14 protein-coding genes and 1 tRNA gene are annotated in these 15,581 nt (G+C 64.4%); 9 read left to right on the top strand and 6 right to left on the bottom strand.

The window, feature by feature from the left end; all coding sequences use genetic code 11:
• Positions 1 to 35 precede the first annotated feature (35 nt).
• Positions 36 to 1,049 (top strand): type I glyceraldehyde-3-phosphate dehydrogenase, encoded by a 1,014-nt coding sequence (gap, locus tag N4264_RS04270; protein WP_261695838.1) that lies wholly within the window; start codon positions 36 to 38, stop codon positions 1,047 to 1,049.
• Positions 1,050 to 1,243: 194 nt separating this feature from the next.
• Positions 1,244 to 2,149 (top strand): hypothetical protein, encoded by a 906-nt coding sequence (locus tag N4264_RS04265; protein ID WP_261695837.1) that lies wholly within the window; start codon positions 1,244 to 1,246, stop codon positions 2,147 to 2,149.
• Positions 2,150 to 2,195: 46 nt separating this feature from the next.
• Here N4264_RS04265 and N4264_RS04260 read toward each other — a convergent pair whose 3' ends face one another.
• The gene (locus tag N4264_RS04260; protein WP_261697572.1) at positions 2,196 to 4,037 is read right to left on the bottom strand and encodes a potassium transporter Kup; all 1,842 of its coding nucleotides are present in this window, start codon (positions 4,035 to 4,037) and stop codon (positions 2,196 to 2,198) included.
• A 251-nt stretch (positions 4,038 to 4,288) separates the two neighbouring features.
• Between N4264_RS04260 and N4264_RS04255 the strand changes: the two genes are divergently transcribed.
• Both N4264_RS04255 and N4264_RS04250 read left to right on the top strand, forming a co-directional pair.
• On the top strand, positions 4,289 to 5,785 hold the full coding sequence (locus tag N4264_RS04255) for a sensor histidine kinase (protein WP_261695836.1): 1,497 nt from the start codon (positions 4,289 to 4,291) through the stop codon (positions 5,783 to 5,785).
• Entirely contained in the window at positions 5,782 to 6,489 is a 708-nt protein-coding gene (locus N4264_RS04250) for a response regulator (RefSeq protein ID WP_261695835.1), read from the top strand. The genes N4264_RS04255 and N4264_RS04250 overlap by 4 nt, the downstream gene beginning before the upstream one ends.
• Before the next feature lie 21 nt (positions 6,490 to 6,510).
• On the opposite strand, the gene N4264_RS04245 is transcribed toward N4264_RS04250, so the two are convergent.
• Positions 6,511 to 6,756: a hypothetical protein gene (locus tag N4264_RS04245; protein ID WP_261695834.1), complete on the bottom strand. Its 246-nt coding sequence runs from the start codon at positions 6,754 to 6,756 to the stop codon at positions 6,511 to 6,513.
• Positions 6,757 to 6,803: 47 nt separating this feature from the next.
• On the opposite strand from N4264_RS04245, the gene N4264_RS04240 reads away from it, so the two are divergent.
• The 3 genes from N4264_RS04240 to N4264_RS04230 all read left to right on the top strand — a co-directional run bounded on the left by N4264_RS04240 (position 6,804) and on the right by N4264_RS04230 (position 9,670).
• The gene (locus N4264_RS04240; RefSeq protein WP_261695833.1) at positions 6,804 to 8,006 is read left to right on the top strand and encodes an ADP-ribosylglycohydrolase family protein; all 1,203 of its coding nucleotides are present in this window, start codon (positions 6,804 to 6,806) and stop codon (positions 8,004 to 8,006) included.
• Positions 8,007 to 8,534: 528 nt separating this feature from the next.
• Entirely contained in the window at positions 8,535 to 9,260 is a 726-nt protein-coding gene (locus N4264_RS04235) for a DUF433 domain-containing protein (RefSeq protein ID WP_261695832.1), read from the top strand.
• A complete protein-coding gene (locus N4264_RS04230; protein WP_261695831.1) occupies positions 9,257 to 9,670 on the top strand; it encodes a DUF5615 family PIN-like protein in 414 nt (137 codons plus the stop codon). The genes N4264_RS04235 and N4264_RS04230 overlap by 4 nt, the downstream gene beginning before the upstream one ends.
• 189 nt (positions 9,671 to 9,859) lie before the next feature.
• Here N4264_RS04230 and N4264_RS04225 read toward each other — a convergent pair.
• The 3 genes from N4264_RS04225 to rplM form a co-directional block, all read right to left on the bottom strand.
• Positions 9,860 to 9,933 (bottom strand) — tRNA-Gln (locus N4264_RS04225).
• Positions 9,934 to 10,011: 78 nt separating this feature from the next.
• The gene (gene rpsI / locus N4264_RS04220; RefSeq protein WP_261695830.1) at positions 10,012 to 10,404 is read right to left on the bottom strand and encodes a 30S ribosomal protein S9; all 393 of its coding nucleotides are present in this window, start codon (positions 10,402 to 10,404) and stop codon (positions 10,012 to 10,014) included.
• Between the two features lie 17 nt (positions 10,405 to 10,421).
• Complete coding sequence (rplM, locus tag N4264_RS04215) at positions 10,422 to 10,850, bottom strand: 50S ribosomal protein L13 (RefSeq protein ID WP_261695829.1); 429 nt, start codon at positions 10,848 to 10,850, stop codon at positions 10,422 to 10,424.
• Positions 10,851 to 11,011: 161 nt separating this feature from the next.
• Between rplM and N4264_RS04210 the strand changes: the two genes are divergently transcribed.
• Both N4264_RS04210 and coq7 read left to right on the top strand, forming a co-directional pair.
• Positions 11,012 to 12,217, top strand: a complete 1,206-nt coding sequence (locus N4264_RS04210; RefSeq protein ID WP_343232001.1) for a (Fe-S)-binding protein — start codon at positions 11,012 to 11,014, stop codon at positions 12,215 to 12,217.
• A gap of 14 nt (positions 12,218 to 12,231) precedes the next feature.
• Positions 12,232 to 12,882 carry a 2-polyprenyl-3-methyl-6-methoxy-1,4-benzoquinone monooxygenase gene (coq7, locus tag N4264_RS04205; protein ID WP_261695827.1) on the top strand — a complete coding sequence of 217 codons (651 nt, stop codon included), beginning with the start codon at positions 12,232 to 12,234 and terminating at the stop codon, positions 12,880 to 12,882.
• A gap of 21 nt (positions 12,883 to 12,903) precedes the next feature.
• Here coq7 and N4264_RS04200 read toward each other — a convergent pair whose 3' ends face one another.
• Entirely contained in the window at positions 12,904 to 15,453 is a 2,550-nt protein-coding gene (locus N4264_RS04200; protein ID WP_261695826.1) for a S8 family serine peptidase, read from the bottom strand.
• Positions 15,454 to 15,581 lie beyond the last annotated feature (128 nt).

The raw sequence follows: 15,581 nt of genomic DNA, 5'->3' as shown, positions 1-15,581 counted from the left end.
TCTTTCGTCCCCCCATCCTGACAGGAGCCCTCACCATGGCGGTGAAAGTTGCCATCAACGGATACGGCCGCATCGGCCGCAACGTGCTGCGCGCGCTGTACGAATCCGGCCGTAACAACGACATCCAGATCGTCGCGATCAACGACCTGGGCGATGCCGAAACCAATGCGCACCTGACCCGTTATGACACCGCCCACGGCAAGTTCCCGCACGAGGTCAGCGTCGACGGCGGCGACCTGGTGGTGAAGGGCGACCGGATCAAAGTCTTCGCCGAGCGCGACCCGGCCAAGCTTCCCTGGGGCCAGCATGGCGTCGACGTGGTGCTGGAGTGCACCGGCCTATTCACCTCCAAGGCCAAGGCCGGCGCCCACCTCGCCGGTGGCGCCAGGAAGGTCATCATCTCCGCCCCCGGCGGCAACGACGTCGACGGCACCTTCGTCTACGGCGTGAACCATGACGGCCTGAAGGCCTCGCACGAGGTCATCTCCAACGCCTCCTGCACGACCAACTGCCTGGCTCCGCTGGCCAAGGTGCTGCACGAGAAGATCGGCATCGTGCACGGCCTGATGACCACCATCCACGCCTACACGAACGACCAGGTCCTCACCGACGTGTACCACTCGGATCTGCGTCGCGCCCGTTCGGCCACGATGTCGCAGATTCCGACCAAGACCGGCGCGGCCGCCGCGGTGGGCCTGGTGCTTCCGGAACTCAACGGCAAGCTCGATGGTTTCGCCATGCGCGTGCCGACGATCAATGTCTCGGTCGTCGACCTGAGCTTCGTCGCCGCCCGCGCGACGACCAATGCCGAGATCGATGCGGCCATCAAGGAAGCCGCGGAAGGCCCGCTCAAGGGCATTCTCGGTTTCAACAAGGCGCCGCTGGTGTCGGTCGACTTCAACCACGACGCGCGTTCGTCGGTGTACGACGCCACGCTGACCAAGGTCATGGGTGGCACGCTGGTGAAGGTCTGCTCGTGGTACGACAACGAGTGGGGCTTCTCCAACCGCATGCTCGACATGACCCTGGCGCTGGTCAACGCCAAGTAGTTGATGCCGGGGTGCACGGCAACAAGGCCGGCGCAAGCCGGCCTTGCTTTCTGCCGTGATCTGCGGCCCGGATCCGGGTCGCGCACGATAGGCCTGCAAAAGCGCTGGAATCTGCCTGGATTTTGCCAATCCCGGAAAAGATACTAGTGGACGATGCGCCGTCGCGCATCCTCCCCTGACTTCCGAGCGTATCCATGCGTCAACTGTTGCTTGCTCTCGCCCTGGCCGGCCTGTCCTTGCCGGCCGTGCATGCCGCCGACTCCGCCACGCCCAGCGGCCGCGCCGCCGCCGTTACGGCCAGGTCGCCGATTGAACAATGGGTCCTCGACGGGGCACTGGCGTACAACGCCGACCCGGACGTACGCAACGCATTTCGAGACATCCTGCTACGCCAGGCGGAGCAGAAGAATGCCACCGCACGGTACATCGCCGGCGTGCTCTACCGTCTCGGTCATGCGCACCCGGCAAAGCTGGTGCCACAGAACCTCGACAAATCCCGTGAATACCTGCTGGCCGCCGCACTGGACGGCATGCACGCTGCCACCTTCAAGCTGGCCGAAGTGGAGTACCAGGCTGGCCGATACGCGGAGGCCATGGACTGGGCGCAGGTGCACATGCACTATCTGCGAGAGCAGCCCGGCTTCGACCCTCGGGATGCAAAGGGCGCCGCTGCGCTGATCAGTCGCATCGCCGAGCGTCTGGGCACGGTCGAGCACGAAACGATCCGCCAGCGCACAATCACACTGCTCGACCGCTACGGCGCGACGATCGAAGCGGCGCACCAGGCGCGGCAGGCGACGTCGCCGCCGCCACCGCAGTTGCAGATTCCCGGCGGAAAGCGTCGCGTGAGCGGGCTGTCGCACACAGCCGTGCCCCCTACGGAGTCGGGCAACGCGGAGTTCTATATCGCGGTCGACCACGAAGGCCGGGTCTCCAGGTTCTGGTTGCTCGACGGCGGTGCCGACGGCGCCTTCGCAGAGACGTTTGCCCCTATCGTCCGGCGCAGTCGTTTCAACCCGTCGAAGCCCGGCGACGCCCCTCGCGTCGCGCTGGTGCCGTTCGCCTATCTGGACCGCAGTTACGAGCTGCAACAGCGCTGAGCCGGCGCACACGCATAGAAAGCCCCGCATTTCTGCGGGGCCGTCGCTAGATTTCCACGGAGGCGCCAAGCTCCACCAGGCGGGTGGCCGGAATTCGGAAGAAGTCGGTCGCCGGCGTCGCATTCCGATGCATGAAATCGAACAGCTTGTCGCGCCAGAGCACCATACCGCGACGCGGGTGAGCCACGATGCGTTCCCGGCTGGCGAAATAGGTCGTGTCCATCGGGTCGAAGATCAGACCGTGCTGATCCAGCCGCATCAGGGCCAGCGGTACGTCCGGTGTTTCCATGAATCCGACATTTACGGTGGCGCGATAGAAGTCGAGCTCCAGCGGTTCAATCTGCAGACGCCGTTCTGCGGCGACGAAGGGCACCGGCAATGACTGCACCGTCAGCAGCAGATTGCATTTGTGCAGCACCTTGTTGTGCTTGAGGTTGTGAAGCAGGGCCCGCGGCACGATGTCGGTCTGCGGCGTCAGGAATACGGCCGTGCCCGGCACTCGCACCGGCGCGTGCCGCATCAGGCTGGGCAGGAAGGCATCGAGACGGATACCGTCAGTCGACGTTTCGGCGCGTAGAAGCTGGCGCCCACGCGCCCACGTGCGCAGCAGCGTGAAAGCGACGACGCCCAGCGCGATGGGGAACCAGGCGCCATCCATGAACTTGATGAGGTTGGCAAACAGGAAGGCCACGTCGACGAGGATGAAGGCGGAGGCCAGAACCCAGAACACCGGCGACGGCATGCTCGACCGCGACCGCATCGCGACCACCAGGATGATGCTGGTGATCAGCATCGTCGCGGTTACAGAGACGCCGTAGGCCGTCGCCAGCGCCGTCGAGCTGCCAAACCCGATCACCGTGGCGATAGTCAGGATCATCAGGATGCGGTTGACCGCCGGAACGTAGATCTGCCCCATTGTCTTCCGGGACGTGTAGACAATGTTCATACGCGGCAGGTACCCGATCTGCATGGCCTGGCGTGCCGCCGAATAGGCACCGCTGATCACGGCTTGCGAGGCGATGACCGTCGCGGCCGTGGCGAGCGCGATCATCGGATAGAGCGCCCATCCCGGCACACCGATGAAGAACGGATTGCTGGCCACGGCCGGATCACGCAACAGCAGGCTGCCCTGTCCCAGGTAGTTGAGTGTCAGCGCCGGAAGGGCGAAGAAGTTCCACGCGTACTGAATGGGGCGGCGACCGAAATGGCCCATGTCGGCGTATAGCGCCTCGCCGCCGGTCACAGCCAGAACGACAGCGCCGAGAATGATTATGCCGTGCCAGCCGTGGTCGACGAAGAACCGGATAGCCCAGTACGGGTTCAGCGCCTTCAGCACCTGCGGGTTCGACAGAATGTTGGCGACACCCAGCGCTGCCAGCGCCACGAACCACACCACGATCACCGGCCCGAACGCCTTACCCACACGCTCTGTACCGAAGCGCTGCGAAAGAAATAGCGCCAGGAGGATGCCGAGAGTCAGCGGCAGCACCCACCGCCCCAGGGCCGGTGCAGCTACCTTCAACCCTTCCACGGCGGAGAGCACGGAGATCGCCGGCGTCAACACGCCGTCGCCCAGAAACAAGGCCGCACCGAACACGCCCAGAATGCCCACGACGTACACCGGGCGAGAGCTGGTGCCCAGCACTCGCTGCGCCAGCGCCGTCAGCGCCATGACACCGCCTTCGCCGTCATTGTCCGCGCGCATGATGACGAGCACGTACTTGAGTGTGATGACAATGATCAGCGACCAGAAGATCAACGACAGGATGCCCAGCACCGTCGGCATATCCGGTGTCAGTCCATAGTGCGGCGAGAACGCTTCTTTGAGCGTATAGAGCGGACTGGTCCCGATATCACCGAACACGACGCCAATCGCGCCGAGCATCATGGCGGCGAATCCGCTGCGATGGTCCAGGTCGTGGCGACTCTGGGGCGAAGTCTCGGCAAGCACATTCATGGAAGCTCTCGGTGCCGAATCGAACGATCGGCTTGGACCGGAGCAGTCTTCCGCGTCCGCCCATAAAAGCTGTAGGCATCGGAACGGCCGGACACGTAAATTCTGCGTAAATTGCCGGGGTTGGGAGCCGCTGGGGTGGTACCGGCGCTGTTGTTCCCGCCTGGAAAGGGCAGAATAGTGCGATGCCTGTTCCTGATGGGTCTGCGCTGACCTCGAATCGTCCCTCGCTGCCGCGCGGCGGCTACGGGATGGCGCTCGTCGGTACGGCGACGGCCGTCGTCATCGCCGCCATCCTCGAGCAGTTGGCCGGGCCGGTCGAGCTTTCACTGGTTTTCATGCTGGCGGTGATCGTGATCGCGTCACGGACCGCTGCCGGGCCGGCGGCGGCCACCGCATTGTTGTGCTTCCTGGCCTATAACTTCTTCTTTATCGAACCGCGACTGACGTTCTATATCTCCGCCCGCCACGGCTTGACGACAGTTGCACTGTTTCTCGCCGCGGCACTGCTCGCCGGTCGACTCGCCGCACGCCTGGCGACCCAGGTGCAGGCGCTGCGTGTTTCGCACTGCCACGCCCTCGCGCGGCACGACCTCGCGCAACGCCTGACTTCCGCCGCGGACGAACGGACGGTTATCGACGCTGCACATGCGACGTTCCGCGATGTACTGGGCGCGGAAACCTGGATCCGGCTCGGGCCGACCGGCCTCGCTACGCACGGGTCCGTCGCCGCCGACGCCAGCGTTGCGGCCATCCGGCCGTGGGATGACGCCGTCGAGCAACACGGCTGGTGGTTCATGACCCTCGCCGCCGGTGCCGACATCCTTGGCGTCATCGGCCTGAAACTACCTCCGCCACTGGACCACCTGGACGAAGCCGAACGCAGGCTTGCGCGAACCATGGCCAGCGACATCGCCCAGGCGATACTGCGAACGCGCCTGGCCGCCGAACTGCAGGGGGAACGCATCGCCACGGAAAACGAACGGTTGCGGTCCGCGCTATTGTCATCCGTGTCACACGATTTGCGCACACCGCTGGCCGCCATCATCGGCGCCGCAGGAAGCCTGGAGAACTACGGCGAATCGATGAGCGAGACGGATCGCCGCAGCTTGCTTGAAGCGATTCGCGGTGAGGGCGAACGCCTGGATCGCTACATCCAGAACCTGCTGGACATGACGCGCCTGGGCCATGGAGATCTGGTCCTGAATCGCGACTGGATCGGCGTCGACGAGCTGATCGGCTCCGCGATACGACGGTTGCAGCATCAGGTACAGACGCCGTTCCGCCCGCGTATCGATCCGGCACTGGCTCCGGTCTGGGTTCATCCTGCCCTGATCGAGCAGGCACTTTTTAATGTATTGGAAAATGCGGCCAAATTCTCGCCACCCGGCGAAGCGGTTCTGGTGTCCGCCTCGCTCACTGCTGAATCCGAGATCACCATTGATATCAGCGACAGCGGCCCGGGTATACCGGAGGCGGAACGCGAGCGCATATTTGAGCGTTTTTACAGCGTGGAACGCGGTGACCGCGGGCGTGACGGGACCGGCCTTGGACTGGCGATTTGCCGCGGCATGGTGGGCGCACACGGCGGCAGTGTCCAGGCGCAACCAGGCCCGGACGGACGCGGCACGACCATCCGCATCCGACTGCCGTCACGGGGTCCGGGCGGTGCATCGCCGTGACTGATGGCGTGCATACATCGGCGGCCCGGGTGCTCGTCATCGACGACGAACAGCAGATCCGCAAATTCCTGGAGATCAGCCTGCGCGCCCAAGGCTATCGCGTGACCCTGGCCGAAACCGGCCAGGCGGGCATCGACGCCCTGGCAACACTCGGCGCCGATGCCGTGATCCTGGACCTCGGCCTTCCCGACCGCGACGGACAGTCTGTCCTGAATGAACTTCGGCAATGGTCGCAGGTGCCCGTCATCGTGCTGACCGTGCGCTCGCGCGAAGCGGACAAAGTCGCCGCCTTGGACGGTGGTGCGAACGATTACGTCACCAAGCCCTTCGGCGTGCAGGAATTGATGGCGCGGCTGCGCGCCTGCCTGCGCAGCCGCGTCACGGCGACGGAAATGCCGCCGGTGTTTGATGACGGCATCTTGCGCGTGGACCTTGTGCGCCGCGAAGTCCAGCTGCGAGGCGACCCGCTGGTGTTGTCGCGCAAGGAATACGCGCTGCTCGTGCTACTGATCCAGCACGCCGGTCGCGTGGTTACTCAGCCGCACCTCCTGCGCGAACTCTGGGGACCGACGCACCAGAAGGACACGCACTATCTTCGTATCCTGGTCGCGAAGCTACGTCAGAAGCTAGGTGACGAGGCAGCGGCACCACGCTGGATCGCGACGGAACCGGGAGTGGGACTGCGTTTTCTCGGCGACTGGTGACCGCCTGCGCAGCTTGCCCCGTCAATCGACTTCGAACGACTGCAGCGTAACCGGCAGGGAGTCGATCACGACTCGCAGCTGCGTTGCCGTGAGCTCGAAATGGCCGCTGTAGGCGTTCGGTGGTCCGGAAATCTGGACCTGGAAGCCCGACACCGAGAAGCCCGACTGGCTGGCAAATGTCATGAGCGTGACGAACCCCTGCATGCTGAGGCGATTGAGCGTAATCGCGCTGCCGCCCAGAGTCAGCGACCGCCGCGGACCGCTCACGACGGGCAGCTGGGCGTCTGCCGTGGTGCTGTTGGGTACGCCGGCGGGTGACCAGTTCGACGCCGTATTCCACGATCCGCCATTGGCACCGACGTACAAGGACACTTGCGCGGAAGCCGCTGAGGCCGCGAACACCGCAAGGCCGGCTGCAAGCGACGCACGGCGGGCTGAGGGCAGCCTGCGTCGCGGGAAAGCGGATGGGCTCATTTCGTTTGCTCCTTGGGCGGGTACTGGCCAGAGAGGGTGACCTGTACGCCGCGATCACCGTTTGTCCCTGCCGAGTACACGCGGATCTTTTCGGCGACAATGATCACGCGATGTATCCCCTCGCGCCTCATGCCACAGGAGAAACTTGCTTGTTAGTGGAGATCGCCATTGGCGACGCCTACGGCGCCGGATTCGAGTTCTGCGCCCGGGAAAGGATCGTCCAGCACAACACGCTGGCCGCCTATGCATCCCACGCGCTGGGGAGCGAAGCCGGGCGCTATACCGACGACACGCAGATGAGCATCGCCGTGGCTGAGGTACTGCTGTCGGAGCCTGCGCCTGGCAGCGATGCCTTCGCCGAAGCATTCGTCCGCTGCTACCGGCGGGATCCGCGCAATGGCTATGCGAAGGGCTTGCAGGGCTTGCTGGATGAATGCGCCGATGGCGCTGCGCTCCGGCAGCGGATCCGCCCCGCCAGCCGCCGCAATGGTGCAGCGATGCGCTCGGTGCCGCTGGGTCTGATTTCCGACAAGACGCAATTGGCGCAGACAGCCCGCGCGCAAGCCGTTGTCACGCATGACACGCCCGAAGGGGTCACGTCGGCGCACGTCGTCGCGCTGATGGCCCACAGCCTGTTGTACGACGGAGTCGAGCTCGCCGATCTTTCCGCGCAGGTCAAACACCACACCGGCTTCCAATTGCGGAATGACTGGGCCGCGGAGGTGGAGTGCGACGCGATACAGACGCTGCACGCCGTGAACACTGCTCTGCAGCGAAATCGTCGATTGTCAGACCTGCTGCGCGACTGCGTCGACTTCGGCGGCGACGTGGACAGCGTCGCGGCCATTGCCGTCGGCATCGCCTCCTTGTCGCCCGAGTATCAGTCGGACCTGCCGGCAAGGCTGGTCGACGGGCTGGAGGATGGGATGTACGGGCGGACGTTTCTGGCTCGGTTTGATGTGGAGTTGGGTGGACGATTTCCGGCGCTGGCGGGATGCTTTGCACCCTCTCTCGTGCCTGAGGGCAACAGTATCTGGCGATAGTGCCGCACTTGAGCCGACGTGAACACGCAGACGAGATCCACGGCAATCACCCACGCGATCAACCACTTCGGCAACCATGAAGAAGGAGCTAACCGCTGCAGCAAAGAAGCCGAGCCCGAAACGTCGACCCCTGCCGAAGATTGCCGACTAGCGTTGCCGGCTGTTGGCGACTTCCCGCAAAAAGCCGGCCCCAGGGGTCGGCTTTTTTGTTGACGCTAGACAAGGCGCCCCAAGACGAGATGCCACGATCGGTTCGAAATACGCCAGTGCTGGAACAAAAAACCCCGCGTTTCCGCGGGGTTTTCAATGTGGCTGGGAGACTAGAATTCGAACCTAGATAAACGGAGTCAGAGTCCTAGTAAATACTCTATCTATTCAGCGATTTAAATTGCAAATTGGTCCGCAACTGTCGCCCGAAAAGTGCGCGCGACAAGGCCTGGAGCCCACTGGAGTGGCGATATTGCGAACAACCAGACGGCGCCCGCCAGCCGGAATCCGGACGAACTTGGTTGCTCTAGGTCTTACTTGATGCTGGCAAGCATCCGATTTAATATTCCGAACACTCGGAACATTAAAGCAAGCATCGACGTCATGGCCTCACAAGTAGCATTGATTCAGACGGCCGAAGCCGCGTTTATCGCTGGCCTGACCGATCGCCAGATGAATCGCGTTGTTGACGAAACATTGGTGCCTCAGTCTCTATTCGAGCGCCACGGCAATATTCGTCGGTTTACGCGACTTAGCGCAGCGTTTGCCAACTTCTACTTTGACACTGACGATCTGCTGATCGCCGAAGCGCGGCGACAGATTCTCGAAGAGCTCACGCAGCGAGTGGAAAAGTTGCTGGCCAAGGACGAAGTCTTTGCGCTCCTATCTGTACCAAAAGACCTGAGCTGGAAAGTTTCGAAGCTCGCGGTGGAAATTGATTTGGCACCGTACATTAGCAGGGCACTCCTTCGAGCTCGTGACGTTGATCATGCCGACGCCTTGGTGAGCTCTTGCCCAGAGATCATGAATGGGGCGCCCGTATTTAGCGGCACTCGGGTACCCATCGACATCGTGTTGTCTTCGCTTGAAGACAACACCGACATGGGTCGTCTGCGCGCGTCATATCCATTTCTCACTGACGCACATGTCGATGCCGCCAGGACCTACCAGCAAGTTCATCCTAAACGTGGTCGACCGCGCCTCGCCGAGGTCAACCAGCTGTCGCCTCGCAAAGTGACGCGGCTATCTCGATCAGCGCGCACATGACACTGATTGACGAATGCCTTTCACCAGAGTTGGTAGCGATGGCGGTCGACGCGGGGCACGTCGAATCTACATGCGTCCGTAACCGCGGCTGGGCCGGCACGAAGGACTGGCAGCTAATTGAATACGTGGTCAAGCACGACTACACGCTGGTCACTCACAATTCGATCGACTTCCGCGGCAACGGCCCCGAGCAGCTAGGTGGGCATCATGCCAAGCAGACTTTACATGCCGGACTTGTTTGTCTGAATTCGGAACCGTCGATGAACCTTACTCGACAACGCGATCTCTTTCAGATCGCCCTGGATGAGCTGAAGAACATGAATGATCTTATAAACCAAGCGCTGGAAGTCTTCGAGTATCTGGACGGAAAAATCGAGATCGTGATCTACGACATCCCAGCTGGGTCGTAAGCTAACTGTTTGCGCCAGGCCATGATCGAATCACCTGAACACGCAAGCCGACCTGGAAAGGTCGGCTTTTTGTTTGCGTCGACCGCACAAGAGGGCTAGTTTCAGTGAATTGCGGTTGCAGACCGACGCCACCATGAATTCACGGGATGCAAGAAACAAAAAACCCCGCGTTTCCGCGGGGTTTCAATGTGGCTGGGAGACTAGGATTCGAACCTAGATAAACGGAGTCAGAGTCCGTTGTCCTACCGTTAGACGATCTCCCATCAATTTTCCACACCGCACGCTCTGACCGGTTGTGCGATGCGTCGGGGGCCGGGAGTACCGACCCCGCCGAAGCGGGATTAGCGCTTCGAGAACTGCGTGGCGCGGCGGGCTTTGTGGAGACCGACCTTCTTACGCTCGACTTCGCGGGCGTCGCGGGTCATGAAACCAGCCTTGCGCAGCGGGGACTTCAGGGTTTCGTCGTACTCGGCGAGAGCACGGGAAACGCCGAGGCGGATCGCACCGGCTTGGCCGGTGGTGCCGCCGCCTTCAACCGTCACCAGGATGTCGAACTTGTCGGTCATCTTGGTCAGTTCGAGCGGCTGGCGGACGATCATGCGGGCGGTTTCACGACCGAAGAAGGTGTCCAGCGTCTTGCCGTTCACGGTGATGTTGCCGGTGCCCGGGCGCAGGAAGACGCGCGCGGCGGAGGTCTTGCGGCGGCCGGTACCGTAGTTCTGTTGCAGTGCCATGTCTGTATTCCTGCGGATCAGATTTCCAGCGCCTTCGGCTGCTGGGCGGTATGCGGATGCTCGGCACCGGCGTAGACCTTGAGCTTGCGATACATTGCGCGGCCCAGCGGGTTCTTCGGCAGCATGCCCTTCACGCCGATCTCGATGACGCGCTCCGGATGGGTAGCGAGCATGTCCTTGAGCGAGGTCGACTTCAGGTTGCCGATGTAACCGGTGAAGCGGTGGTAGTACTTGTCATCCAGCTTGGCGCCGGTGGCGGCGACCTTTTCCGCGTTCACCACGACGATGTAGTCGCCGGTGTCCACGTGCGGGGTGAAGATGGTCTTGTGCTTGCCGCGAAGACGCAGCGCGATCTCGGAGCACAGACGACCAAGAGTCTTGTTGGTAGCGTCGACGACGTACCAATCGCGCTTGACGCTTTCAGGCTTCGCGCTGATCGTTTTCATGACAAAACCTTGTGCCAAAAAGGGGCAGGGAAAGGCGCGGGATAATATCCGCACTTCTCCGAAGGTGCAAGCCCGGTGATGAAACCGAGGCCGCTGGGGATCCGGCTGGGCGCCGGGGTCGGCAATGCTAGCATGACCCGGATGATCTTTGCCTCTCCCCCATCGACGCGCTGGACGGCACGATCGCCCGCCTGGCCGACCAGTGCGTGAAGTGCGGGCTCTGCCTGCCCCACTGCCCGACCTACCGGCTGGCGCGCGTGGAAGCGGAGTCGCCGCGCGGACGCATTGCCCTGATGCAGTCGGTCGCGCAGAAACAGATCGCTCCATCACCTGCCCTGCTGATGCACCTGGACCAGTGCCTGGGCTGCGGCAGCTGCGAGCGCGTCTGTCCGTCATCGGTAGCCTACGGGCGACTGCTGCGGCTGGGGCGGGAATCCCTGCGCCGCCCACCGGGCCGGGCACAACGGATGATGTACGCCCTTGCCGCACGCCCACGGTGGCTGAGAGCACTGGCGTTCGCAGCCAGACGCGCCGGGGTATCGCGGTGGTTACCGGGCATCAGCGCACGCCTCCTGGGTGCCGATTCGTCGATCACGCGGGCAGCGCGTGCGTTTCCGGCGGCGCGAATCGCTCAGTCCGCACCGTTGTCCGCGCCCGCACCACGCTCCCGCGGCCGAGTCGGTCTGTTCCTGGGTTGCGTAGCGTCCGCCTTCGACCAGGACACACACCATGCCGCCAGGCGGCTCCTCGACGCACTGGGCTTCGAGGTGGTGATTCCGTCCGGCCAGGGATGCTGTGGCGCCCTGGCCTGGCACGCGGGCCATGCGGATACCGCCGCCGCACTCGCGACGCCGACGCGACAGTCGTTTGTCGAGGCCCGGCTCGACATGGTCCTGGTGTCGGCGTCGGGCTGCTACAGCACGTTGCGCGAGCTGACGTTCGCGCAAACAGCCGTTGACGTCCGCGAGATCGGCGAATTCCTGTCCGGTCAGGATCTTTCATCACTGGCTTTCCGCCCGCTGGATGCCACGGTCGCCGTGCACCTGCCGTGCTCGCTCGTGAACGCGGTGAAAGCGGGCGCCGCCGTGACCACACTGCTGTCGCGCATTCCTGGCATACGGCTCGTCACCCTGCCGGAACAGCCCCGCTGCTGCGGCGCCGCGGGCAGCTATTTTCTGGAACACCCGGCCCAGGCGGATGCGCTGCTGACGGAAAAGCTCGACCAGACGCAGGCGCTCAGCCCCGACCTGCTGGTGACGTCCAACATCGGCTGCCGGCTGCACCTGGAAAGCGGCGTGCGGCAACGCGCCCGCGCGCTGCCAGTGCTCCATCCGATTACTCTATTGGCCCGCCAGCTCGACGCCTGACACGGACACCCGCCATGTTCACCCGCCATCTGACCCGTCTGGATCGCGTTCTCCAGGAAGTCGAACACGCACTGGCGACGTCGCTCGGCGTGCGTCCGGTTGCCCAGCGCCAGAACCCGGCGGATGCCCACGCGCAGGAGAACCTGGCCGATGCCGAGCGCCGCCATGCTGCGGGCCTGATGCGGATCAACCATACGGGCGAGGTCTGCGCCCAGGCGCTGTATCTGGGACAAGCGGCCGTCGCACGCGATGCCGCCACACGGGAGCAATTGCTCCACGCAGCCCAGGAAGAAACCGACCATCTGGCCTGGTGCCATGAACGCCTGGACGAGCTCGACAGCCGCCCCAGTCTGCTCAACCCGCTCTGGTACGCCGGCAGCTATGCCATCGGCGTGGCGGCCGGCCTTCGTGGCGATGGATGGAACCTGGGGTTCGTGGTCGAGACCGAGCGCCAGGTCGAAGCCCACCTGGACGAACACCTCGAGTCGAAGGGTTTGCCGGAGAGCGATGCCCGCAGTCGCGCCATCGTCAGCGCGATGAAGGCCGACGAAGCGCGCCACGCGGACGCGGCGCAGGCCGCCGGTGCGCGCCTGCTGCCCTTCCCGATTCCAACCCTCATGCGCGCCGCGTCGCGCGCGATGAAACTGGTGGCCTACCGCCTTTGAGTGGCGAGGCAGGCCGCACCGCTAGGGCGTGCAGCTTTCGAATCCGGATCGGAAGCCCAGCGGCTCCGCAGCCGTCGTCACGGAAAACGCGGCGCTGTTCTCGGCGGTCATTCCGCTGGCAGAGGCCTGCAACTGCACCCCGCTGCCCACGCCGAACAGGCGCAACGCCGGGAACGTGGCAACCCCGTTGACCACCGCCACGGCGCGCCCGCCACTGAGGCCGGCGGCGAGGCAGGAGGTTCGCCGCAGTTGCACCTGGGTGGCGTTGTCAGTCGCCACCAGATTGCCGTTGCTGTCCTCCACACGCACCGTCACGGCGGGCGCGATGACCTGGCCGGCGACGACGGTGGAGGGCTGCACGCCGAAGCGCAGTCGCGCAGGCGGTCCCGTCGTGACATTGAACGAGGCACTGTTGGCGGTGACGCCGGAGATACTGGCCCGCAAGGTGTAGCCGGTACCGCCCTGGCTGATCTTCACGGCGCTCCAGGTTGCAACCCCGTCAACCAGGGCTGCGGCGCCAGCGCCGCTAAGTACTGCCGCGCCGCCGCTTGGATCGTTCGCAAACGCCAGGCTGACTTCCTCGGATGGCCCGACCGCCACCACCTGGTTTTCATCGTCGAGCACACGCACGCGGATCGCCGGCGTGATGTTCTGGTTGACCAGCACAGACGTCGGCTGCTGCAGGAAACCCAGGGCACTTTCGCGCTGGAAACGCAGGCGGCCGTTGCCGTACTGGTAGTCCTTCCCGGCGGTGCCCAGGTCGTTCGAACCGGTAGCGGCAACCGTGCGCAGCGGGGCAATGATGCTGCTCTGCAACTGGGCCGCAGTCGTCGGGATGCCATTGCGCTCCATCAGCAGCGCGGCCATTCCCGCCGCATGCGGCGCCGCGGCCGAGGTGCCCAGGAAGCTGGTGACCGGCGGCGGCGAGGTTCCGCCATTTCCGTAGGTCACGGTACTGACGTTGTCGTAGCTGGCCAGGTCCGGCTTCAGGTTCGAATCAGTGCCGGGCGCCGAGCCGGGCAGCCCGCCGCCGGTTGCCAGCACCGGGCCTTCGGAGCTGAATCCCTCCTGCGGCGTGGCCGAAGTATTCGCCACGTCGATCGCCGCAACGCTCAGCACGTTCGGCGAATCGGCCGGAAAGTTGAGCGAACGCGCTGTCACCCGTTCGGTCAGGTCGTGACTGGAGAAGACTTCGAGGTTGTCCACCGCCGTGGTGCCGGTGACGCGCACGATCACCGCGCCGTAGACCGCACTGTTGGCAGCGCAGCCGGAACCGCTGGTGCTGCCACTGGCCGTGAACTGGAGCCATTCCTGCGGCTTGTGGGCGGCGCCGCCGGACTGCAGCTGATTGGACTGGGCGACCGGGAGATCTTCCCAGGTCGTCGCGTTGATTCGGCGGTAGAGATAGAGGTCGAAATCGTGCGTGCTGCCCGCGGCGTTCCAGTCATTCCAGAACATATCCAGCTGAATCACCTGCCCCGCCGGAATGCAGTTGTTGGCGGGCCCGGCCTGCAGGACATTGAATACGGTGCTGCCATTCCAGGTATGCCGCCCCAGGCCACCGGGGGCCAGCGTGAACAGGCCATCCCAATGCTTCAGGCGTGAGTTGCCTGCCGCATTCACGACCAGCACACCGCGATTGCGCGCCCAACCGGCCGCCTCCGCGATCGAGCCCGGCAATGCGCTGCCATCGCCCTTGCCGTCGCGCACCGCAGCCAGCGAGGCACTGATGATGTGGGCCTGGACCGGGCCGGCCACGCCGCCGGAGGCATTCAGCCCGGCTGCGTCCAGGATGGCGCGGCGCCAGTCACCCACAGTAGCAGTGTCATAGACGCGGTAACTGGCACCGGGCGCGACGTCGTAGAGGATCTCCGTCACCGCATTGCCGTGCTTCACCGCGGCGCAACCGAACGTGGTGCAGCCGGCGCTGCGGTAGGCCAGCTGGGCCAGGCGGGCGTTGGGCGGCCAGTCATTGCTCGTCTGCAGCTGGGTGATGTGACTGGCCGTGCTGTCGAAGCCGTCGATCACGGCAATTTTCACGCCGGCGCCAGTCAGCGCAGGCGTTGCGCCGTGCCACAGGTCAGCGCGGCCCGCAGCAATGCCCTGGCTGGTCTTGCTGCCGATCAGGTGCTGCACCAGGCGCGCGGGGTGGATGGCGGCGACGTCCGGATCGCCGGCGAGGTCGCGCAGGCGGTTTGCCGGCACCCAGGCTTCGGCACGCTCGGAGCCGAGCCGGTTGCGCAGCTCGCCGGCCGTACGGGCCAGCGCGGCATCGGCGGCCTCCGGCGGAAGGTCGGGCATGTATTCGATTTCGACGAGAATCCGGTCGCCGTCGCGCAGATCCACCGGCAAGGCATCCGACGTCGCGCGCGGCGCAGCGTCAGGCGCGACGGCGTGCCGCAGCTGCGCGTGCAGCTTGGCCTCGACCGGGTCGAGCCGCTTGTTGAACTGCGCCTGCTCCGCGGCCAGGGCTGCCGTGGTCGAACCCGCCGGCGGCTCCGTCGCGTGACTGACCGTTCCCGCCAGGATTCCCGCCGTTCCAACAACCAGACCCGCTCCACGCCGCCACATCGTCGCCGACTCCACATGCACCAGGGCGGGATCGTAGCGGGCCAGGCATGAAGGCGCTTGTGACCCGTTCAGCGGTTGGCGCTGCCACAATGAAAAACCCCGCGACCGTTGCCAATCGCGGGGTTTTG

Source organism: Tahibacter amnicola (assembly GCF_025398735.1).
In the GTDB taxonomy this organism is placed as follows: Bacteria; Pseudomonadota; Gammaproteobacteria; order Xanthomonadales; family Rhodanobacteraceae; genus Tahibacter; species Tahibacter amnicola.
Note: the sequence above shows the minus strand (reverse complement) of the source record. Positions and strands in the feature narration are given on the sequence as shown.